18 protein-coding genes and 1 pseudogene are annotated in these 20,107 nt (G+C 74.7%); 10 read left to right on the top strand and 9 right to left on the bottom strand.

Annotation, left to right across the window (positions count from 1 at the left end; all coding sequences use genetic code 11):
- Positions 1-16: 16 nt before the first annotated feature.
- The 4 genes from HL663_RS10225 to HL663_RS10210 are packed head-to-tail and all read left to right on the top strand — an operon-like array spanning position 17 to position 4,463.
- Complete coding sequence (locus HL663_RS10225; RefSeq protein WP_173028284.1) at positions 17-508, top strand: Lrp/AsnC family transcriptional regulator; 492 nt, start codon at positions 17-19, stop codon at positions 506-508.
- Positions 505-1,944: an aspartate aminotransferase family protein gene (locus HL663_RS10220; protein WP_173028283.1), complete on the top strand. Its 1,440-nt coding sequence runs from the start codon at positions 505-507 to the stop codon at positions 1,942-1,944. Before HL663_RS10225 ends, HL663_RS10220 begins: the two co-directional genes overlap by 4 nt.
- 2 nt (positions 1,945-1,946) lie before the next feature.
- Positions 1,947-3,323 (top strand): NAD(P)/FAD-dependent oxidoreductase, encoded by a 1,377-nt coding sequence (locus HL663_RS10215; RefSeq protein ID WP_173028282.1) that lies wholly within the window; start codon positions 1,947-1,949, stop codon positions 3,321-3,323.
- A gap of 30 nt (positions 3,324-3,353) precedes the next feature.
- The gene (locus tag HL663_RS10210; protein ID WP_286175541.1) at positions 3,354-4,463 is read left to right on the top strand and encodes an LOG family protein; all 1,110 of its coding nucleotides are present in this window, start codon (positions 3,354-3,356) and stop codon (positions 4,461-4,463) included.
- Here HL663_RS10210 and HL663_RS10205 read toward each other — a convergent pair.
- Entirely contained in the window at positions 4,450-5,628 is a 1,179-nt protein-coding gene (locus tag HL663_RS10205) for a monooxygenase (protein WP_286175540.1), read from the bottom strand. The genes HL663_RS10210 and HL663_RS10205 overlap by 14 nt on opposite strands.
- 32 nt (positions 5,629-5,660) lie before the next feature.
- Positions 5,661-6,863, bottom strand: a complete 1,203-nt coding sequence (rlmN, locus tag HL663_RS10200) for a 23S rRNA (adenine(2503)-C(2))-methyltransferase RlmN (protein WP_173028281.1) — start codon at positions 6,861-6,863, stop codon at positions 5,661-5,663.
- A 174-nt stretch (positions 6,864-7,037) separates the two neighbouring features.
- Between rlmN and HL663_RS10195 the strand changes: the two genes are divergently transcribed.
- Positions 7,038-7,874, top strand: coding sequence for a hypothetical protein (locus HL663_RS10195; RefSeq protein ID WP_173028280.1), 837 nt, complete (start codon positions 7,038-7,040; stop codon positions 7,872-7,874).
- Positions 7,875-7,883: 9 nt separating this feature from the next.
- On the opposite strand, the gene HL663_RS10190 is transcribed toward HL663_RS10195, so the two are convergent.
- From HL663_RS10190 to pyrH, 3 genes are all read right to left on the bottom strand, one after another.
- On the bottom strand, positions 7,884-8,801 hold the full coding sequence (locus HL663_RS10190; RefSeq protein WP_286175539.1) for a phosphatidate cytidylyltransferase: 918 nt from the start codon (positions 8,799-8,801) through the stop codon (positions 7,884-7,886).
- Between the two features lie 7 nt (positions 8,802-8,808).
- Positions 8,809-9,366, bottom strand: a complete 558-nt coding sequence (gene frr / locus HL663_RS10185) for a ribosome recycling factor (protein WP_173028279.1) — start codon at positions 9,364-9,366, stop codon at positions 8,809-8,811.
- A gap of 86 nt (positions 9,367-9,452) precedes the next feature.
- Positions 9,453-10,217 (bottom strand): UMP kinase, encoded by a 765-nt coding sequence (gene pyrH, locus HL663_RS10180; protein ID WP_173028278.1) that lies wholly within the window; start codon positions 10,215-10,217, stop codon positions 9,453-9,455.
- 108 nt (positions 10,218-10,325) lie between these two features.
- Between pyrH and HL663_RS10175 the strand changes: the two genes are divergently transcribed.
- Positions 10,326-10,814: a phosphoribosyltransferase gene (locus tag HL663_RS10175; protein ID WP_173028277.1), complete on the top strand. Its 489-nt coding sequence runs from the start codon at positions 10,326-10,328 to the stop codon at positions 10,812-10,814.
- Positions 10,815-10,817: 3 nt separating this feature from the next.
- Complete coding sequence (locus tag HL663_RS10170; RefSeq protein WP_173028276.1) at positions 10,818-11,384, top strand: NUDIX domain-containing protein; 567 nt, start codon at positions 10,818-10,820, stop codon at positions 11,382-11,384.
- 395 nt (positions 11,385-11,779) lie between these two features.
- Here HL663_RS10170 and tsf read toward each other — a convergent pair whose 3' ends face one another.
- Positions 11,780-12,610 carry a translation elongation factor Ts gene (gene tsf / locus HL663_RS10165; RefSeq protein ID WP_173028275.1) on the bottom strand — a complete coding sequence of 277 codons (831 nt, stop codon included), beginning with the start codon at positions 12,608-12,610 and terminating at the stop codon, positions 11,780-11,782.
- A gap of 43 nt (positions 12,611-12,653) precedes the next feature.
- Positions 12,654-13,613 (bottom strand): 30S ribosomal protein S2, encoded by a 960-nt coding sequence (gene rpsB, locus HL663_RS10160; RefSeq protein ID WP_173028274.1) that lies wholly within the window; start codon positions 13,611-13,613, stop codon positions 12,654-12,656.
- Positions 13,614-13,909: 296 nt separating this feature from the next.
- On the opposite strand from rpsB, the gene HL663_RS10155 reads away from it, so the two are divergent.
- The 3 genes and pseudogenes from HL663_RS10155 to HL663_RS19460 form a co-directional block, all read left to right on the top strand.
- Positions 13,910-15,163: an MFS transporter gene (locus HL663_RS10155; protein WP_286175538.1), complete on the top strand. Its 1,254-nt coding sequence runs from the start codon at positions 13,910-13,912 to the stop codon at positions 15,161-15,163.
- A 10-nt stretch (positions 15,164-15,173) separates the two neighbouring features.
- Positions 15,174-16,340 carry a pyridoxal phosphate-dependent aminotransferase gene (locus tag HL663_RS10150; RefSeq protein ID WP_173028273.1) on the top strand — a complete coding sequence of 389 codons (1,167 nt, stop codon included), beginning with the start codon at positions 15,174-15,176 and terminating at the stop codon, positions 16,338-16,340.
- Positions 16,341-16,391: 51 nt separating this feature from the next.
- Positions 16,392-17,024: pseudogene (locus tag HL663_RS19460) on the top strand (peptidoglycan DD-metalloendopeptidase family protein); the annotation flags it as partial.
- 118 nt (positions 17,025-17,142) lie between these two features.
- Here the strand turns inward: HL663_RS19460 and HL663_RS19370 are convergent.
- On the bottom strand, positions 17,143-19,173 hold the full coding sequence (locus HL663_RS19370) for a hypothetical protein (protein WP_286175537.1): 2,031 nt from the start codon (positions 19,171-19,173) through the stop codon (positions 17,143-17,145).
- Positions 19,166-20,077 (bottom strand): tyrosine recombinase XerC, encoded by a 912-nt coding sequence (locus HL663_RS10140; protein WP_173028272.1) that lies wholly within the window; start codon positions 20,075-20,077, stop codon positions 19,166-19,168. The genes HL663_RS19370 and HL663_RS10140 overlap by 8 nt, the downstream gene beginning before the upstream one ends.
- Positions 20,078-20,107: the final 30 nt, after the last annotated feature.

The raw sequence follows: 20,107 nt of genomic DNA, 5'->3' as shown, positions 1-20,107 counted from the left end.
CCTCCCAGCAGCCACGATGGGGCCCGTGACCGCACGGCAGCCCCGCGACCGCTCCCACGACATCCGCCTCGACGACGTCGCGAAGCGCATCATCGAGCTCCTCCAGGAGGACGGGCGGCAGTCCTACGCCGCCATCGCCAAGGCGGTGGGGCTCTCCGAGGCCGCGGTCCGCCAGCGCGTCCAGCGCCTCCTCGACGCCGAGGTGATGCAGATCGTCGCCGTGACCGACCCCCTCCAGGTGGGGTTCCGGCGCCAGGCGATGATCGGCATCCGCGCCGGGGGCGACCTCGTCGACCTCGGCCAGGCCCTCTCCGACATGCCCGAGGTCGACTACGTCGTGACGACGGCCGGCTCGTTCGACGTGCTGGCCGAGGTGGTCTGCGAGGACGACGACCACCTCCTCGAGCTGCTGACCCAGCGCATCCGACAGCTGCCCGGCGTCGCCAGCACCGAGACCTTCGTCTACCTCAAGCTCAACAAGCAGCACTACAACTGGGGCACCCGATGAGCATCCACCCGAACGACGTCGGCGAGCCCAGCTCGGACCGCCGCACCGCCACCGGCGCCCTCTACTCCGAGGCCGCCCGCGACCACCTGTGGATGCACTTCACGCGCCACTCGACCTTCGAGGACCCCGGCCACGGCGGCCTCGGGCAGTCGGTGCCGATCATCACGCGCGGCGAGGGCTGGCGGGTCTGGGACGACCGCGGCAACGAGTACATCGACGGCCTCGCCGGCCTCTTCGTCGTCAACGCCGGGCACGGCCGCACCGCCATCGCCGAGGCGATGGCCACGCAGGCCGCCGAGCTGGCGTTCTTCCCGCTGTGGTCCTACGCGCACCCGCGGGCCATCGAGCTCGCCGAGCGTCTCGCCCACCACGCGCCGGGCGACCTCAACCGGGTCTTCTTCACGACGGGCGGCGGCGAGGCCGTCGAGACCGCGTGGAAGCTGGCCAAGCAGTACTTCAAGCTGACCGGGAAGCCGACCAAGCACAAGGTCATCTCGCGCTCGGTGGCCTACCACGGCACGCCGCAGGGAGCCCTGTCGATCACGGGCATCCCCGACGCGAAGATGCCGTTCGAGCCGCTCGTGCCCGGTGGGCACAAGGTGCCGAACACGAACATGTACCGCGCGCCGGAGCACCTGCGCGAGGACGAGAAGGCCTTCGGCCGCTGGGCCGCCGACCGGATCGCCGAGGCCATCGAGTTCGAGGGGCCCGACTCCGTCGCCGCCGTCTTCCTCGAGCCGGTGCAGAACTCGGGCGGCTGCTTCCCGCCGCCGGCCGGCTACTTCGAGCGGGTCCGCGAGATCTGCGACGAGTACGACGTCCTCCTCGTCTCGGACGAGACGATCTGCGCCTTCGGCCGCATCGGCTCGATGTTCGCCTGCCAGGACTTCGGCTACGTCCCGGACATCATCACGACCGCGAAGGGCATCACCTCCGGCTACGCCCCGCTCGGCCTGATGATCGCGAGCGAGCGCCTCTTCGAGCCGTTCAGGAAGGGCACGACGTACTTCCCGCACGGCTACACGTGGGGCGGGCACCCCGTCTCGTGCGCCGCGGCGATGGCCAACCTCGACATCTTCGACGCCGAGGGCCTCAACGACCGGGTCAAGGAGAACGCCCCGGTCTTCAAGCGCACCCTCGAGAAGCTGCTCGACCTGCCGCTCGTCGGTGACGTGCGCGGGGCCGGCTACTTCTACGGGATCGAGCTCGTCAAGGACAAGACGACCCGCGAGACCTTCGACGACGCCGAGAGCGAGCGGCTGCTGCGCGGCTTCCTCTCCAAGGCGCTCTTCGACGCCGGGCTGTACTGCCGCGCCGACGACCGCGGCGACCCCGTCGTCCAGCTCGCACCCCCGCTGACGATGGGCCCCTCGGAGTTCGACGAGATCGAGCGCCGCCTGCGCTCGGTGCTCACCGAGGCCGAGAACCACCTCTGAGCGTGGGCGCCTCGACGGGCACCGCCCCGCTCTGGTGGGACACGCGCTCCGCGACCACGCCGCCGACGACCGACGTCGACCTGCCGCTGCGGGCCGACGTCGTCGTCGTGGGCGGCGGCTTCACCGGGCTGTGGACCGCGTACTACCTGCTGCGCGCCGACCCCTCGCTCGAGGTCCTCGTCCTGGAGTCCGAGCACGTCGGCTTCGGGGCGAGCGGCCGCAACGGCGGCTGGGTCTCGGCCCTGTGGCCGGTCGGGGCCGACACCGTCGCCGCCCGGCACGGCCGCGAGGCGACGCTCTCCCTGCTGGCCGCCCTGCGCGACACCGTCGACGAGGTCGGCCGGGTCGACGCCACCGAGGGGCTGGGCGCGGGCTTCGTCAAGGGTGGGACGCTCGCCCTCGCGCGGAGCGAGGCGCAGGTGGCCCGTGCCCGGGCGGCCGCCACGCACGGCGCCGCGTGGGGCGACGGCACGACGTGGCTCGGGCCGCAGGAGGCCCGAGAGCGCCTCGACTCCCCCGGCGCCCTCGGCGCCACCTTCAACCCGCACTGCGCCCGGGTGCAGCCGCGCGACCTCGCCGACGGCCTCGGCGCGGCGGTGCGCCGGATGGGCGCGAAGGTCGCCGAGGGCGTGCGCGTCGCCCGGGCCGGTGACGGCGTCGTCGTCCTCGACGACGGGCGCCGGCTGAGCGCCCGGGCGGTCGTGCTGGCGACGGAGGGATGGACCCCGCAGCTGCCCGGCCACGAGCGCGCGCTCGTGCCGGTCTACTCGCTCATGGTCGCGACCGAGCCGCTGTCGGCCGCGACGTGGGAGCGCATCGGCCTCGCGGAGCGCGAGGTCTTCACCGACCACGGGCACCTCGTCATCTACGGCCAGCGCACGGTCGACGACCGGATCGCGTTCGGGGGGCGCGGTGCGCCCTACCACCTCGGCTCCGGCATCCGGCCCGAGTTCGACCACGAGGAGGCCGTCTTCACCTCGCTGCGCCGGACGCTGAGCGAGCTGCTGCCCGCGCTGCGCGGCGTCCGGTTCACCCACGCGTGGGGCGGGCCGCTCGGCATCCCCCGCGACTGGAACCCCACCGTGCTCTGGGACCCGGTGACGCGCACCGGCCGGGCCGGCGGCTACGTCGGGGACGGGGTCGCCGCCACCAACCTCGCCGGGCGCACGCTCGCCGACCTGGTCCTCGGGCGCACGAGCGCGCTGACGGCCCTGCCGTGGGTCGGGCACCGCTCGCCGTCGTGGGAGCCCGAGCCGCTGCGCTGGCTGGGCGTCAACGCCGGCCTCCAGGCCGCCCGCCTCGCCGACACCGAGGAGACGCGCACCGGCCGGGCCAGCCGCATCGCCCCGCTGCTGTCCCGCCTGACCGGCGGCCACTGACCCCGGCCCACCGGGCGGTAGGTTCGCCGGGTGCACGAGATCGAGACCCTCGCCGCCCTCGACGCAGCGCTCGACGCGGGCACGCCCCTGCGGCGGATGCGGCTGCAGGACCTCGACCTCACCGACCGCGTCGACCGGCTGCTGGCCCGCACCGACCTCGAGGGCCTCGTCGTCCTCGGCGGCCGGCTGCCCGACGGCCTCGGCGAGCACCTGCGCCGGCACGGGGCGCTCGTCTTCCCGACCGACCCCCACGCCCCCGTCGACCCCTACCGGGCGACCCTGTACTCCCCCGACGAGCTCTACGCCGGCCTCACGGGCTCCGGCTACGCCGCGACCCCGGACGCGCTCGCCCACGCCTGGTCGCGTGACGCGAGCGTGGGCCACGACGTGTTCGTCACGCTCCTGCGGGCCGTCCACGACGACTCGATGAGCGACGCCCTCTCCGACGTCCTCGACGACCTCCCCGTCGTCGGGGTGATGGGCGGCCACGCCCTGCGCCGCGACGAGGAGCCGTACGCCCGCGCCGCCGCGCTCGGTCACGCCCTCGCCCGTTCCGGGCTCGTCGTCGCGACCGGCGGCGGTCCCGGTGCGATGGAGGCCGCCAACCTCGGCGCCCTCGCCGGGGACCCCGACGACCTCGCGGCGGCCGTCGAGCGGCTGCGGGCGGTCCCGTCCTTCCGGCCCGACGTCGACGCCTGGGCGCGCCTGGCCCTCGAGGTGCGCGAGCCGCTCGTCGCGGGGCGGGCCGGTCGACCGGTGCGCAGCGTCGGCATCCCCACGTGGTTCTACGGGCACGAGCCACCCAACGTCTTCTGCGACGGCATCGCGAAGTACTTCAGCAACGCGATCCGCGAGGACGGCCTGCTCGCCCGCTCGCGCGCCGGCGTCGTCGTCCTCGAGGGCGCGGCCGGCACGGTGCAGGAGGTCTTCCAGGCCGCGACGCGCCTGTACTACGAGAGCGAGCCGTCCGACGGGCGCCCGCTCCCCCGGCTCGTGCTCGTCGGGGCGCGGCACTGGAGCGAGACCGTGCCCGTGTGGCCGGCGCTCACGGCGCTGGCCGCGGGGCGGCCGATGGCCCGGCACGTGCACCTCGTCGACGACCTCGCCGACGCGGTCGCGGTGCTCGCTACGGGCGGGTGAGCAGGACGATGCCGAGGCACATCTCGTCGGTCGTGCCCTCGCCCCAGACGACGTAGCGCTCCTTCTGCCCCGCGAAGGCCGGCAGCAGGTCGCGCAACCCCTGGTCGTGCCGGCAGGTCACGGTGACGGTGTCGCCGGGCCCCACGCGGACCGGCTTCTCGAGCGGGATGCTGCCCTGGTCGTCGAAGTCCCAGCTCGCGATGTCGAGCACGCGCCGGGCCCGGTCGGTGCCCTTGTTCACGTCCACGCTGATGGCCCGCCCGAGCAGGTGCATGTGCCCCGCGACGGCCCGGATGGTGCCCTTCTCGCGCACCGGGCGGGTGCAGCTCTGGACCGGCCCGGGCACGACCGGCCCGCAGAGCAGGTGCAGGAGGTCGGCCGTCGCCGGCCGCTCCTCGAAGCGCCGCGAGACGTCGGCGACCGAGACGGGGCGGGCGCACAGCCCGGCGGTGCGGTTCTCGCGGCACGGCAGCTCGACGGGGGCGGGCAGGAGCATCGTGTCGAGCGCCTTCTTGCGGCTGCCCTCCGCCTCCGAGAGCCGCAGCCGGACGGTGCTGCGGTCGGTGCCGGAGCCGGCGAGGAGGTTGTAGTGCATCTGGACGACGAGCCGGCTGCCCGCCGCCAGCGGGATGCCGATGTCGTCGGCCATCACCCGCTCGCCGCCGCCCGGCGCCCACGCGCCGACCCAGTCGGCGTCGTCGAGGTTCACCCCGATGCCCTGGATCCCGCTGCCGCCGAAGCAGGTCCAGCCGTCGCCGGGGTCGGCGGCGTCGAGCCGCTGCGCCTGCGCGAGGCCGGCGGGCTCGACGCGCGAGACGATGACGTGGTGCACGAGGGCCGCGTTGTCGGGCCGGATGTCGACGCCGCCCACGAGCTGGTCGGTGGCCAGGTGCGGGTCGAGGAGGAAGCAGCGGTAGTCGTCGGTGGCCGTCGGGGTCGGCGGCGTCGGGGTGTACGCCGCGGGCAGGCGCACCTCGACGAAGCGCTCGCCCGCGCGCAGCGGGACCTCCGGCGGGCGCGAGACGGTGGGGGCCACCGACGTCGCCGCCGCGTGGGCGGCGCCGTGCGTCGACCTCCCGGCCAGGTTCCCGGGCAGCGGGCCCGAGGAGCAGCCGGCCAGGCCCACGGCCAGGACCGCGGCCAGGCAGAGCAGGCGTCGTCGCACGCTCGCAGCGTAGTGCCGCCGGGGCCCCGCGGTCAGGCGGTGGAGGCCGCCAGCTGCCCGCAGGCGCCGTCGATCTCGGACCCACGGGTGTCGCGCACCGTCGTCGGGATGCCGTGGGCGCGCAGCCGCTCGACGAACTGCTGCTCGACGCCGCGGCGCGACGCCGTCCACTTCGAGCCCGGGGTCGGGTTGAGCGGGATCGGGTTGACGTGCACCCATCCCCGCCCGCGGGCGGCGAGCTTCTCGCCGAGGAGGTCGGCCCGCCACGCCTGGTCGTTGATGTCGCGGATCAGCGCGTACTCGATGCTCACGCGCCGCCCGGTGACCTCGTAGTAGCGGTACGCCGCGTCGATGGCCTCGTCGACCTTGAAGCGCGTGTTGATCGGCACCAGCTCGTCGCGCAGCTCGTCGTCCGGCGCGTGCAGCGACAGCGCGAGCGTCACCGGGATGCCCTCGGCGGCGAGCTTGTCGATGCCCGGCACGAGGCCGACGGTCGACATCGTGATGCCCCGGGCCGAGATGCCGAGCCCGGACGGCGCCGGCTCGGTGAGGCGCCGGATCGCGCCGATCGCGGCCTTGTAGTTGGCCAGCGCCTCGCCCATCCCCATGAAGACGATGTTGCTGACGCGGGCCGGGCCGGCGGCGGGTGCCTCGTCGGAGCCCTCGGCCTCGTCGCCGAGCCCGGCGCCGTCGGACGGGCCACCGACCTCCGGCAGCCCGCCGTGGCGCAGCATCCGGGCCGCCGCGACGACCTGCTCGACGATCTCGCCGGTCGACATGTTGCGGGTCAGCCCCTCCTGCCCGGTCGCGCAGAACGGGCAGTTCATCCCGCAGCCGGCCTGGCTCGAGATGCAGACCGTCACCCGGTTGGGGTAGCGCATGAGGACGGACTCGACGAGCGCGCCGTCGAAGAGCTTCCAGACCTGCTTGACCGTGGCGCCCTGGTCGGCCGTGATGTGGCGGACCGGCTGGAGCAGCGGGGGCAGGAGGTCGCGGACGAGGTCGTCACGGACGGCCTTGGGGAGGTCGGTCATCTCCTCCGGGGCGTCGACGAGCCGCTCGAAGTAGTGCGTCGAGAGCTGGTTGGCGCGGAAGGCCGGGTGGCCGAGCGCCACCGCCGCCGCGCGGCGCTCCTCGACCGTGAGGTCGGCGAGGTGGCGCGGTGGCTTGCCCCGGCGCGGCGCGACGAGGGTCAGCTGGCCGGGGACGGGGCGCGGGGCGGGGGTCTCGGACATGGTCCCCCGATTCTCGCAGGCGCACCGCGGCCGGGGCGAACCGCGGCCCTGCGTGATCGGGCTGCCGGCTCACGTCAACTTTCTTCGTTTCCCGGCGCGAGAACCTGTCATCCCTTTACTCTCTCTTTAACTTCGTTCCGCAGGGGGAACGGGGATGCAGGGAAAGGCAGGGCCATGGGCCTGTTCGATCGCTGGCGCACGCCCGCAGGGGGCACCGTCATGGTCTCGGGAGCGACCGCTCCCCTCCGTCACCCGCTCGCGCCGGTGCCGGACGTCGACTCCGACGTCGAGCTCGACGCCGCGGTCCGCGCCCACCTCGAGCGCCTCACCGCCGCGGCGGAGACCGACGTCGACGCCCTGACGCAGGAGCAGTTCGACGGCGCGCTCACCGCCCGCCTCGTCTCGCGCGAGCGCGTGCACGCCACCGGGCTGGGCTTCCAGTACGCCCTCCCGTTCACCGAGCACGTCGAGGAGGTCCTGACCCTCGACCTCCCGACGAGCATCGTCACCCTCCCCCAGGCCCGCGTCCTCGCGACCCGACGCAGCCTCTCGAGCCTCATGGAGATCGCCCGCGCGAACCTCCTGCGCCGGATGGACGACGCCGACGTCGAGCGCATCCGCCTCGGCAGCGCGCGCCACTCGGTGACGGCGCTCGTCGGCGACTCCCCCTACACCTCGTCCTTCGCCCGCTTCCTCCCCGCGATGCTCGAGCGCTGGGCGCCGGGCTCCGACCTCTCGGGCGGCGTGGTCTTCGCCATGCCGCACCGGCACGCGATGGTCTTCCAGACGTGCACGAGCGCCGCCGAGGTGCGCGACGCCCTCGAGCTCGTGCCGGCCCACGCCGCGGAGATGTACGCGGACGCCGCCGGCCCGGTGACCCCGCACGCCTACCACTGGTACCACCGCGAGATCACCTGCCTCACCGAGGAGCTCGCCGACGGCCGCCTGGCCGTCTCGTCGACCCCGCTGCTCGAGTCGGTCCTCTCCCGCGGGCGGCGCCGCGCGGGCTGACCGGCGCGGTCAGCCCGCCGGGACGAGGAAGAGCAGCAGCGCCCAGGCGATCGGGGCGACGGCGACGAGGGAGTCGAGGCGGTCCATCAGGCCGCCGTGGCCCGGCAGCATCGTGCCCATGTCCTTGATGCCGAGGTCGCGCTTGATGCTCGACTCGATGAGGTCGCCCGTCGTCGCGGCCCCCGCGGCGACGGCGCCGAGCAGGGCCCCGGCCCACCACGGGCCGTCGAGGAGCAGCGGCAGCGAGACCGCGCCGACGACGGCGCACGTGGCGACCGAGCCGGCGAAGCCCTCCCAGGACTTCTTCGGGCTGAGCGAGGGCGCCATCGGGTGCTTGCCGAGGACGACCCCGACGGCGTAGCCCCCGATGTCGGAGAAGACCGTCACGAGGACGAAGACGATGATCCGCTGGCGGCCGTCGGGCGCGGCGAGCATGAGCGAGGCGAAGCCGCCGAGGAAGACCGGGTAGAACGCGACGAGCGCGGACGCCGACAGGTCGCGGGCGGCGCCGTCGAGGCCGTCGGCCACCCGCCAGACGAGGAGCCCGACGAGGGTGAGGCCGAAGGTGACGACGAGGGCCTCGGCGCCGCGCAGGTAGGCCGACGCGATCATCCCGACCGTGCCGAGCATGAGGGGCAGGAGGGGCACGTGGAAGCCGCGGGTCGCGACGGCCCGCCGCACCTCCCAGGCCCCGCGGCAGATCGCGACGACGACGACCGCGAGGAAGGCCCGCGGGTCGAGCACGAGGCTCGCGATGACGACGGCGCCGAGCAGGAGCCCGACCCCGACGGCGGCGCGCAGGTCGCGACCGGCCTTCGGCTTCTTCTCCGTGTCGCTGCCGCTCGCGGCGTCGTCGGTCGCGACGACCCCCGCCGCGGGACCGGGGTCCTGCACGGGGGCGTCGGCGGCGTCGCTGGCGTCGGTCACGGGACGGTCAGACGTCGAGGAGCTCGGCTTCCTTGCCCTTGAGCAGCTCGTCGATCTGGTCGACGTGCCGCTTGGTGACCGACTCGAGCTCCTTCTCGGCGCGGGTGCCTTCGTCCTCGCCGACCTCGCCGTCCTTGACGAGCTTCTCGAGGCTGGTCTTCGCGCTGCGCCGGATGTTGCGGACGGAGACGCGGGCCTCCTCGGCCTCGCTGTGCGCCATCTTCACGTACTCGCGGCGGCGCTCCTCGGTCAGCTGCGGCATCGTGCAGCGGATGATGTTGCCGTCGTTGCTCGGGTTGACGCCGAGGTCGGCCTGCTGGATCGCCTTCTCGATGGCGTGCATCGAGGACTTGTCGAACGGGCTGATGATGATCGTGCGCGCCTCGGGCGTCTGGAACGACGCGAGCTGCTGCAGCGGGGTCGGGGCGCCGTAGTAGTCGACGGTGATCTTCTGGAACATGCCGGGGTGGGCACGGCCGGTGCGGATGCCGGCGAAGCTCTCCTTGGCGACCTCGACGGCCTTCTCCATCTTCTCCTCGGCCTCGAACAAGGTCTCGTCGATCACGGCGGGCATCTCCTTCGGTTCGCGTCGCGGGCGCGGCGCTGCGGGTCCAGTCTGTCAAAGGCCCGGGAGCACCGGGCCGGGGTCGGTCAGCCGGCGTGGACGAGGGTGCCGATCGGCTCGCCACGCAGGGCGCGCGTCACGTTGCCGTCACCCTCCATGCCGAAGACGACCATCGGGAGGCGGTTGTCCATGCAGAGGCTGAAGGCCGCCGCGTCGACGACCCGCAGGCCGGTGCGCAGCGCCTCGGCGAAGGTGACCTGGTCGAGCTTGCGCGCGTCCGGGTTCTCGCGGGGGTCGCTGTCGTAGACGCCGTCGACGCCGTTCTTGCTCATGAGGACCGCGTCGCACTGGCACTCGAGGGCGCGCTGGGCGCTGACGGTGTCGGTGGAGAAGTACGGCATGCCGGCGCCGGCGCCGAAGATGACGACCCGGCCCTTCTCGAGGTGGCGGATCGCGCGGCGCGGGATGTAGGGCTCGGCGACCTGGCCCATCGTGATGGCGCTCTGGACGCGCGTGTCGACCCCCTCCTTCTCGAGGAAGTCCTGGAGCGCGAGGCAGTTCATCACGGTGCCGAGCATGCCGATGTAGTCGGCGCGGGCGCGGTCCATCCCCTTCTGCTGCAGCTCGGCGCCGCGGAAGAAGTTGCCGCCGCCGACGACGATCGCGACCTCGATGCCCTCGCGGACGGCCGCCGCGATCTGGCGGGCCACGCCGCGGACCACGTCGGGGTCGACGCCGACCTGGCCGCCACCGAACACCTCGCCGGAGAGCTTGAGGAGGACCCGACGGCTGCGGGTCGCGGCAGGGGCCTCGGCCGGGGCCGGAGCCTCGGCGGTGGCGGACGTGGTCACGTGGCCTCCTCGGGCGGGTTCACGGCGGTCGCCCGATCCTGTCACACCGGGTGGCCCCCGGCCCAACCGGGAAACCCGCCGGTAACCACCACCTGCGACGATGGCGCCGTGGACGACGAGCGCGAGGTGCTGACCTGGGAACGCTTCGACGAGGCCGTGTGGTCGCTCGCCGAGGAGATCGCCGCCGAGGGGGTGCCCGACATGGTCCTCTCGATCGCCCGGGGCGGCCTCATCGTCGGCGGCGCGCTCGGCTACGCCCTCGGGGTGAAGAACACGTACACGATGAACGTCGAGTTCTACACCGGTGTCGACGAGCGGCTCGAGGTGCCGCGGATCCTGCCCCCCGCCCCCGACTTCGTCGACCTGCACGACGCCACCGTGCTCGTCGCCGACGACGTGGCCGACACCGGGCTCACCCTGGCCTCGGTGCAGGAGTTCTGCGCCGGCAAGGTCGGGCGCGTGCGCACGGCGGTCATCTACGCCAAGCCGCGCTCGGTCGTCGTCCCCGACCACGCGTGGGGCCGGACCGACCGGTGGATCACCTTCCCGTGGAGCGACCGCCCGCCGGTCACCGGCCACGGCGTGCGGGACGCCTGAGCCGTGTGGCCCGTCACCGCCTCGCGGACCGTCTACGCCAACCCCTGGATCGAGGTCGTCGAGGACGACGTCGTGCGGCCCGACGGGTCGGCGGGTATCTACGGCGTGGTCCGGCTGCGCCAGCCGGCGGTCTTCGTCGTCGCCCTGACCGACGCCGACGAGGTCGTCCTCGTGACCGTCGACCGGCACACCACCGGGCCCTCGGTCGAGGTCCCGGCGGGCGGCTCCGACGGGCCCGACACCCTCGCCGGGGCGCGGCGCGAGCTCGCCGAGGAGACCGGGCTGCGGGCCGAGCACTGGCGCGAGGTGGGGCGGATGGACGCGCTCAACGGGATCTGCCTCGCCCCGGAGGTCGTCTACCTCGCGACCGGCCTCTCCCCCGTCGCGCCGTCGGACGGCGCTGACGGCGCGCGCGACGAGGCCGCGGAGCAGGAGGCCGAGGGCATCAGCGCGGTGCGGACCGTGCCGTGGCCCGAGGTGATGGCGATGGTCGCCGACGGGCGCATCCGCGACGGCGAGACGGTGGCGGCGCTGATGTTCGCGGCGCTCGCCCTCGGCCGCGTGGGCTGAGGCCGGCCGGCCCGTCCTCGGGGCGACCTGCGCTCCTGCGGGTGCGGTCGCACGCGGACCTGCGCAGGTCGCGCGCAGAAGAGGGCGGGGTCAGAGGACGCCGGCGTTGCGGAGCATGAACTCCGTGTCGGTGTCGCGGCCGCCGCGCGGGTCGCGGGCCGGTTGCGTCTGCTGCGTCGTCACCATGTCCTCGGGGCGCACCCGGCAGGTCGACGTGCACCCGGCGCTCGAGGTCGTGCCGGTCGGTGTGCTGCGCTGCGTCCATGGCGGCCTCCTGCCTCCATCGTCGCACGGGGCGCCGACCGCGTCATCCCTCCGACCAGGCGGACACGCAGCACGCCGCCCCCGGGCGGACCCGGGGGCGGCGTGCGTGGAGCGCTCGGTGAGCGACCGGGTCAGGACCCGATGCGGAAGCGCGCGAAGCCGGTGGCCGACGCGCCGGCCTCGTCGAGGACCTTGGCGACGGTCTTCTTGGCGTCCTTGGCGAACGCCTGCTCGAGGAGCACCTGCTCCTTGAAGAAGCCGTTGACGCGACCCTCGACGATCTTCGGGAGGGCGGCCTCGGGCTTGCCCTCCTCCTTGGCCGTGGCCTCGGCGACGCGACGCTCGTTCTCGACCGTGGCCGGGTCGATCTCGTCACGGGTGAGGACCGTCGGCGCGAACGCGGCGACGTGCATCGCGACGTCGCGGGCGATGGAGGCGTCGCCGCCCTGCGTGGCGACGAGGACACCGATCTGCGCGGGCAGGTCGGGGCTCGTCTTGTGCAGGTAGGAGGCGACGTTCTCGCCCTCGAGGCGCGCGACCCGCTTGACCTCGATCTTCTCGCCGATGGTGGCGTTGGCGTCGTCGAGCAGCTGCTTGACCGTCGTGCCGTCCTCGAGGGTGGACTCGAGGAGCTGGTCGGCGTCCGCGGCCTTGGTGGCCACGGCCTGCGCGAGGACCTGGTCGGCCAGGGCGATGAAGCGCTCGCCCTTGGCGACGAAGTCGGTCTCGCAGAGGACCTCGACGAGGGTGCCCTCGCCACCGGTGGCCTGCGCGGTGACCAGACCGTTGGAGGTCGTGCGGCCCTCGCGCTTGGTGACGCCCTTCTGGCCCTTGACGCGGAGGATCTCCTCGGCCTTGGCCATGTCGCCGTCGGCCTCGTCGAGAGCCTTCTTGACGTCCATCATGCCGGCCGCGGTCTTCTCGCGGAGCGCCTTGATGTCAGCGGCGGTGTAGTTCGCCATGGTTTCCTGTCTCGCTCGTGGGGGTGAGGGGATGAGGTGTGGCTCAGGCCTGCTCGGCCGGAGCGGCCTCGGCGGCCGGCTCCTCCGCGGCGGGGGCGGCCTCGGCGGCCGGCTCCTCCGTGGTGGCGGCCTCGGGGGCCTCGGTCGTCTCCGTGGCCTCCGCGGCCTCGGGGGCGGTCGCGGCGGTGGTCTCGCCGGCCTCCGGCGCGACGGCCTCGGCGGCCTGGTCGGCGTCGCCCGAGAGCAGCTCGCGCTCCCACTCGGCCAGCGGCTCCTCGCCCTGGGTCTGCTCGCCCGCGGCGGCCTGGCCACCGGAGCGCGCGATGAGGCCGTCGGCGACGGCGTCGGCGATGACGCGGGTCAGGAGGGTGACCGAGCGGATGGCGTCGTCGTTGCCCGGGATCTTGTAGTCGACCTCGTCGGGGTCGCAGTTGGTGTCGAGGATCGCGATGACCGGCAGGCCGAGCTTGCGCGCCTCGTCGACCGCGAGGTGCTCCTTCTTGGTGTCGACGATCCAGACCGCGGAGGGGACCTTGGCCATCGTGCGGATGCCGCCGAGGGTCTTCTCGAGCTTGTCCTTCTCGCGCTTCATCATGAGGAGCTCCTTCTTCGTGCGGCCCGAGCCGGCCACGTCGTCGAAGTTGATCTCCTCGAGCTCCTTGAGGCGCGTGAGGCGCTTGGAGATCGTCTGGAAGTTGGTGAGCATGCCACCGAGCCAGCGGTGGTTGACGTACGGCATCCCGACGCGGGTCGCCTGCTCGGCGACCGGCTCCTGCGCCTGGCGCTTGGTGCCGACGAAGAGGATGGTGCCGCCGTGGGCGACGGTCTCGCGGACGAACTCGTACGCGTTGTTGATGTAGGTCACCGACTGCTGCAGGTCGATGATGTAGATGCCGTTGCGCTCGGTCATGATGAAGCGCTTCATCTTCGGGTTCCAGCGACGGGTCTGGTGCCCGAAGTGGACGCCGCTCTCGAGGAGCTGGCGCATGGTGACGACGGCCATCGTCGTTCTCCTTGCTGTGTGGGGGTTGTCAGTTGCGTCGGCGGGACCCGAGCCCCGAGGGGTGGACCCACCTGCCTGGCGTCCCGACGCACCCCGGGCGACCCGACCTCGTGAGGTCGCGGGCCGCCACTGCCGTGGTGCGTCCCCGGGCCGGCGGACCGGCACGGGAGGAGGACGCGCGAGATGTGGCTTCCGCGCGCGGACGCACGGAGGCCATCGGACATGCTACGGCGCGCAGGGGTCCGGCACGAAATCGGCAGGACGGCCGCCCGGGGCCGGGGTAGCGTCGCGACCTCGTGGGCCGCCTCCTCGACGTCGTCGCCCCGCCCCGGATGGGCGGGGCCTTCCGCTGGAACCTCGCGTCGTCGTGGGTCGCGCAGGTCGGGGACGGCATCGCGCTGGCCGCCGGCCCGCTGCTCGTCGCCTCGCAGACCCGCTCCCCCGTGCTCATCGCGTCGGCCGCGGTCGTCCAGAAGCTGCCCGGGCTCGTGCTCGGCCTGTACGCCGGCGCGGTCGCGGACCGCGTCGACCGCCGCCGCGTCGTCCTCGCCGCCAACGCCGGACGCATCGCCGTCCTGTTGGGGCTCGTGCTCGCCCTCCTGACCGACACGCTCTCCATCGGGCTGCTCCTCGGGCTGCTCCTGCTCGTCGGGACGGCCGAGGTCTTCGCCGACACCGGCTGGCGGGCGATCCTGCCGATGATCGTGCGCCCGGAGGACCTCGGCCTGGCCAACGCCCGCCAGATGTCGGGCTTCCTCGTCGGCGACCAGCTCATCGGGCCCGCGGTGGGGGCGGCGCTCTTCGCGCTCGGGTCGGCCGTGCCCTTCGGCGTGCACGTCCTCACGCTGGTGCTCTCGGTCGGGCTCTTCACCCGGGTGCGGCTGCCCGCCGTCGAGCGGACCGCGCCCGAGCAGCACGTGGGCCGCGACATCCTCGACGGCCTGCGGTGGATCGCGCACAACGCGCCGGTGCGCACGCTGACGCTCGTCATCCTCGTCTTCAACATCACCTGGGGCGCGCCCTGGGGGGTCCTCGTCTTCTGGGCCCAGGAGCGGCTCGGGGTCGGCGCCGTCGGCTTCGGGCTGCTGACGACCGCCACCGCCGTCGGGGGCGTCGTCGCCGTCCTGTCCTACGGTCGGCTCGAGCGCCGGGTGCCGCTCGCCCGCCTCATGAAGGCCTGCCTCGCGCTCGAGGTCCTCACCCACCTCGCCCTCGCGCTGACGACCGTGTGGGGCGTGGCCCTGGCGATCATGGTCGTCTTCGGTGGCTACGCGTTCGTCTGGGGCTCGCTGTCGTCGGCCGTGCGCCAGCGTGCGACGCCGCAGGAGTACCAGGGGCGGGTCGGGAGCGTCTACTGGGTCGGGCTCGTCGGGGGCCTGCTCGTCGGCCAGCTGCTCGGCGGCCTCATCGCCGAGCGCTTCGGGGCCGCGGCGCCGTTCTGGTTCGCCTTCGCCGGCTCCGGGCTGACCCTCGTCCTCGTCTGGCGCCAGCTGGACCACATCGCGCACGCCGACGCGACGACGCCCCCGGCCGGGGACGGCCCCGCGTAGCCTGCGGGCCATGCCCTCGATCCCCGGCCACCCCGCGCTGACCGAGTTCGGGACGACGATCTTCGCGACGATGACGCAGCTGGCCCTGGAGAAGGACGCGGTCAACCTCGGGCAGGGCTTCCCCGACACCGACGGGCCGATCGAGGTGCTCGACGCCGCCGTGGACGCCATCCGCTCCGGGCGCAACCAGTACCCGCCCGGCCCCGGCGTGCCCGAGCTGCGCGAGGCGGTCGCCGCCCACCAGCGGCGCTTCCACGGCCTCGAGGTCGACCCGGCGCGCGAGGTGCTCGTGACGGTCGGCGCGACCGAGGCCATCGCCGCCGCCGTGCTCGCGCTCGTCCGGCCTGGCGACGAGGTCGTGACGTTCGAGCCGTACTACGACAGCTACGCCGCCACCATCGCCCTCGCCGGCGGGGTGCGCCGCACGTCGCTGCTGCGCTTCCCCGACTTCGCGGTCGACGAGGCGTCGCTGCGCGCGGCGTTCTCGGACCGCACCCGCCTCGTGCTGCTCAACACGCCGCACAACCCGACGGGCAAGGTCTTCACCCGCGAGGAGCTCGAGCTCGTCGCGCGGCTCGCCGTCGAGCACGACGCGTGGGTGGTCGCCGACGAGGTGTACGAGCACCTGCTCTTCGACGGCCGGCGCCACCTGCCGATCGCGGCGCTGCCCGGGATGCGCGAGCGGACCCTGACCATCTCCTCGGGCGGCAAGACGTTCGCGACGACCGGGTGGAAGGTCGGCTGGCTCACCGGCCCGGCCGAGGCCGTCGCGGCGGCGCGGGGGGTCAAGCAGTACCTGACCTTCGTCGGGTCGGGCCCCTTCCAGCCGGCGATCGCCGCCGGGCTCGGGCTGCCGGACGAGGTGTTCACGTCGCTCGCCGCGTCGATGGAGGGCAAGCGCGACCGGCTCGTCGCGGGGCTGCGGGCCGCGGGCTTCGAGGTGCCGGTGCCCGAGGGCGGGTACTTCGTCCTCGCCGACGCCGCACCGCTCGGGGTCCGCGACGCCGAGGCCTTCTGCCTCGAGCTGCCCGACCTCGTCGGGGTCGTCGGCGTGCCGGCGTCCGCCTTCCACGACGACGCCGACGCCGCCCGCACCCTCGTCCGCTTCGCCTTCTGCAAGCGCGACGAGGTCCTCGACGAGGCCTGCCGCCGCCTCGCGGGCCTGCGCCCCGCCTGACCCCACACCCACCGGTCGTCACGCGCCGGCCGGACCGGCGTCGTCCACAGGATGCCTCCCGCCGTCGCGCTGTCCACAGATGCCTCGGCGCCCCTGGCGACGCCCTCGGGACCCGGCGACGCTCGACCCATGACGACGACCGGCGCCGTGAGCGCCCTCCTGGCGGCGACGGCCCTCGCCCTCGGTGTCGGCGCGACCGTCCACGAGCAGCCGGCCCGAGTCCCGGCCCAGGCGCCCGCCCCGGCTGCTGTCGGGTCCGCGGTCGCGCGGACGTCCGACGGTGCAGGTGACGTCGTCCACGCCGGACCCCTGCCACGGTCCTCGCGAGCGTCTCCGCTGCAGACGCCCGTGCCGACCACACAGGAGATGGGCAAACGCATGGCCCGCTGGCGGTGGCCGGCCACGCCCCGGCCGCGGGTGATGCGTCCCTTCGTCCGCCCGGCCTCGACCTACGGCCCGGGGCACCGCGGGCTGGACCTCGGGCTCGACGCGGGAGCGCGCGTGCTCGCCGTCGAGGACGGCCGGGTGACGCACGTCGGTGTCGTCGCCGGGCGTGGCACCGTCACCCTGCGCCACCACGACGGGCTCGAGAGCACGTACGAGCCGGTCGTCGCGCAGGTGCGCACGGGTCAGGAGGTGGCGGTCGGCGAGGTGATCGGCCGGGTCGCACCGAGCACGAGCCACTGCGGAGGCGCCGCGTGTCTGCACCTCGGTGCCCGTCGTGACCGCGACTACCTCGACCCCCTGCCGCTGCTCGGCGGCGACGGCCACGTCCGCCTGCTCCCGCTCGGAGCGGTCGGCGTCAGCTCCGGACGAGAGGTGGCGCCACGCCGACGCCCGCGGCGCCGGCGACGGGCGCCGGTCGGGGACCGGCCGGAGGTCCCGCGGACGGGCTCGCGGGGCGTGACAGCCACCAGGTGGCCGCGAGGACCACGACGACGAGGAGCGCGAGCAGGACGAGCCGGCCCCGGGTGACCAGAGCGCGCGGGCTGCCGTGCGCCGCCTGCCGCGCATCCGCACGAGTGGTCGAGGGCGCGACCGCCCCGGTGGTCGACGTGGCGTCGGTCCGCGTCGTCGAGGTGCCGGGGTCGGCCGGTCCTCGTCCACGGCGCCCGGGCCAGCGCGGCCCTCGGGAACGGTCGTGCCGGTCGCTGCGACGGGCCACGGCGGGCGGCCCGTCGGGGTGGTCCTCCAGGCGGCGGGGCTCGCCGTCCGGCGACGGAGAGGGCGATGGCGCAGGCGCAAAGCCCGTCGTCGGCGCCGGGGCCTGCGTCGGGTCGGGCACCTGCCCGTGGGTCGCGACGGGGTCACCACCGTCGAGCGGCGACTCGTCCCACCAGGACCGCCGGGGGGGCGCGGGCACCGCGTCGCCGTCGGGTGGACCCGGCTCGTCGGAGGCAGGCAGGGTGGGCGTCGCCGGCGCGGTGTCCGGCTCCGGGGCGATGGATACCGGTGGCGGCTCCTCCACCGGAGCGGTCTCGTCCCACCAGCCACCGGCCGGGATGGTCGGCACGGCCGTCAGGTGGGCGGTGCGCCCGGACCCGGACGACGGGGCGTCGGGCGACGGGGTCCCGGGCTGAGCGGCCCGGGGGTGGGCGGTCGAGGAGTCGGCGATCGGCGAGGACGGGGCGACGGGCACGGGTCGACCCGTGTCACCGTCGCTCTCGGAGGCTGCCGTGACCGACCCGGCCACAGGGCCCGGCTCGACGGCGGCGAACCACGCTGGACGCGGCGCCCGCGAGCTCGACCACGCGCCGTCGGCGTCCGGGTCGCGGGTCGGGTGACCGACGCCCGGGTAGGCCGGTGGTTCCGGGAGGGCGTGCCACGGCATCGAGCCGAGGTCCAGCCCCAGCCGGGTGTCGACCGCCCGCAGGTGCGCGCCCCGAGCCGCGACGACCGCCGCCGTTCCCGCGGCGAGGGCGTGGGGGGTCGGCTCGGCGCTCTCCGGCTGCGAGTCGTGCGCGGCGGAGTCCGCGGCGGGAACAACGGGCTCCCCGGCCGGCAGCGGGTCGTGCGCGGCGGGAACGACGGGCTCCCCGGCCGGCAGCGGGTCGTGCGCGGCGGGAACGACGGGCTCCCCGGCCGGCAGCGGGTCGTGCGCGGCGGGAACGACGGGCTCCTCGACCGGCAGCGGGTCGTGCGCGGCGGGAACGACGGGCTCCCCGGCCGGCAGCGGGTCGTGCGCGGCGGGAACGACGGGCTTCCCGGCCGGCTGCGGGTCGTGCCCGGCGGAGTCCGCGACGGGAAAGATGGACTCCTCGACCGGCAGCGGGTCGTGCGCGGCGGGCACGACGGTCTCCCCGAGCGGTTGCTGCTCGACCTCGGGGGCAGCCACCTCGACCGCTGCCGGGGGGTCGACGAAGACGGGTCCCGGGGTCACGACCCCGGACGCGGGAGTGTCGACCTGCGGCTCGTCGGGCACCGGGTCGGGCCCGGTCGACGGCCGCTGCACGGGCCCGGAGTCGACGGGAGCGGGGGCGAGCGGGACGACGCCGGCCGTCGGTGGGGGCGAGACGTCGGCCGGGGCGGGCGCGACCGTGACCTCAGGGGACGCTGACGGGACGGAGCCGGCCGGCGGGCCCGGGGCGTCGCCGGCTCGCGCGGTGGGGGTCGGGTGCTGGCGCGGGAACGGTGTGCCGCTCTCGTGGTCCTTGCGCCACGCGCGGCGCGCGAGCCGGCCGCGCCGGTCTCCGTGCGGGGCCGCGGCGGACTCCTCGGCGACGATCTCGGCCACGATCTCGGCGTGGTTCTTGGGCTCGACGTAGAGGCGGCGGACCTCGGAGACCCATTCCGAGTAGCCGTTGCCGTGGGGGTCCCCCTGCCGGTCAGGCACGGGGGTGCGCCTGGGCGAAGGACCGCCTGAGGCGGTCGACCGAGACGTGGGTGTAGATCTGGGTCGTCGCGAGCGAGGCGTGGCCGAGCAGCTCCTGGACCATCCGCAGGTCCGCGCCGCCCTCGAGGAGGTGGGTGGCGGCGCTGTGGCGCAGGCCGTGCGGGCCCAGGTCGGGGGCGTCGGGGACGTGCGCGAGCAGCCGGTGGACGGCCTCGCGCACCTGCCGGGGGTCGACCCGCCGGCCGCGCCGGCCGAGGAGGAGAGCGGGACCGCTGTGCTCCGTCGCGAGCCGCGGCCGCCCCCGCTCGAGCCAGTCGGTGACGGCATCGCCGGCGGGTGCGCCGAACGGGACGCGCCGCTCCTTGTCGCCCTTGCCGACGACGCGGGCGACCCCGGCGCCGAGGTCGACGTCGTCGACGTCGAGACCGGTCAGCTCGCCGACGCGGATCCCGGTCGCGTAGAGCATCTCGAGGGCGGCCCGGTCGCGCAGGTGGACGGGGTCGTCGTCGTCGGCCGCCGTGGCCGCCACGGTGAGCAGGGCGTCCGCGGAGCGCTGGGTGAGCACGGGCGGCAGCGTGCGGTGGCGCCGCGGGGCCGCGAGCCGCAGCGAGGGATCCTGCTCCACCCGGCCGGTGCGCTCGCACCAGCGGAAGAAGGTGCGCAGCGAGGCCGACGTGCGGGCGACCGTGGAGCGAGCGCCGCCCGAGCGGGCGACGGTGCCGAGCCAGCCACGCAGGTCCGCGAGCGTGACGTCCCGCAGGCCCTCGGCGTCCTCCACCCCGGCGGCGGCCAGGAACGCCGCGACGTCGCGCGTGTAGGCGCGCACGGTGTTCTCGGAGCGGCCGCGCTCGGCACGCAGATGACGTTCGAACGCTGACAGCACCTCTGGCTCAGGGGCGGTCACTCCCTCACGGTGTCATCGGCCCTCCCCTGA

It is taken from the genome of Arthrobacter sp. NEB 688, assembly GCF_013201035.1.
Classification (GTDB): Bacteria; Actinomycetota; Actinomycetes; order Actinomycetales; family Dermatophilaceae; genus Phycicoccus.
The sequence above is the reverse complement of the archived record's forward strand: the minus strand, read 5'-3'. Positions and strand labels throughout refer to the sequence as shown.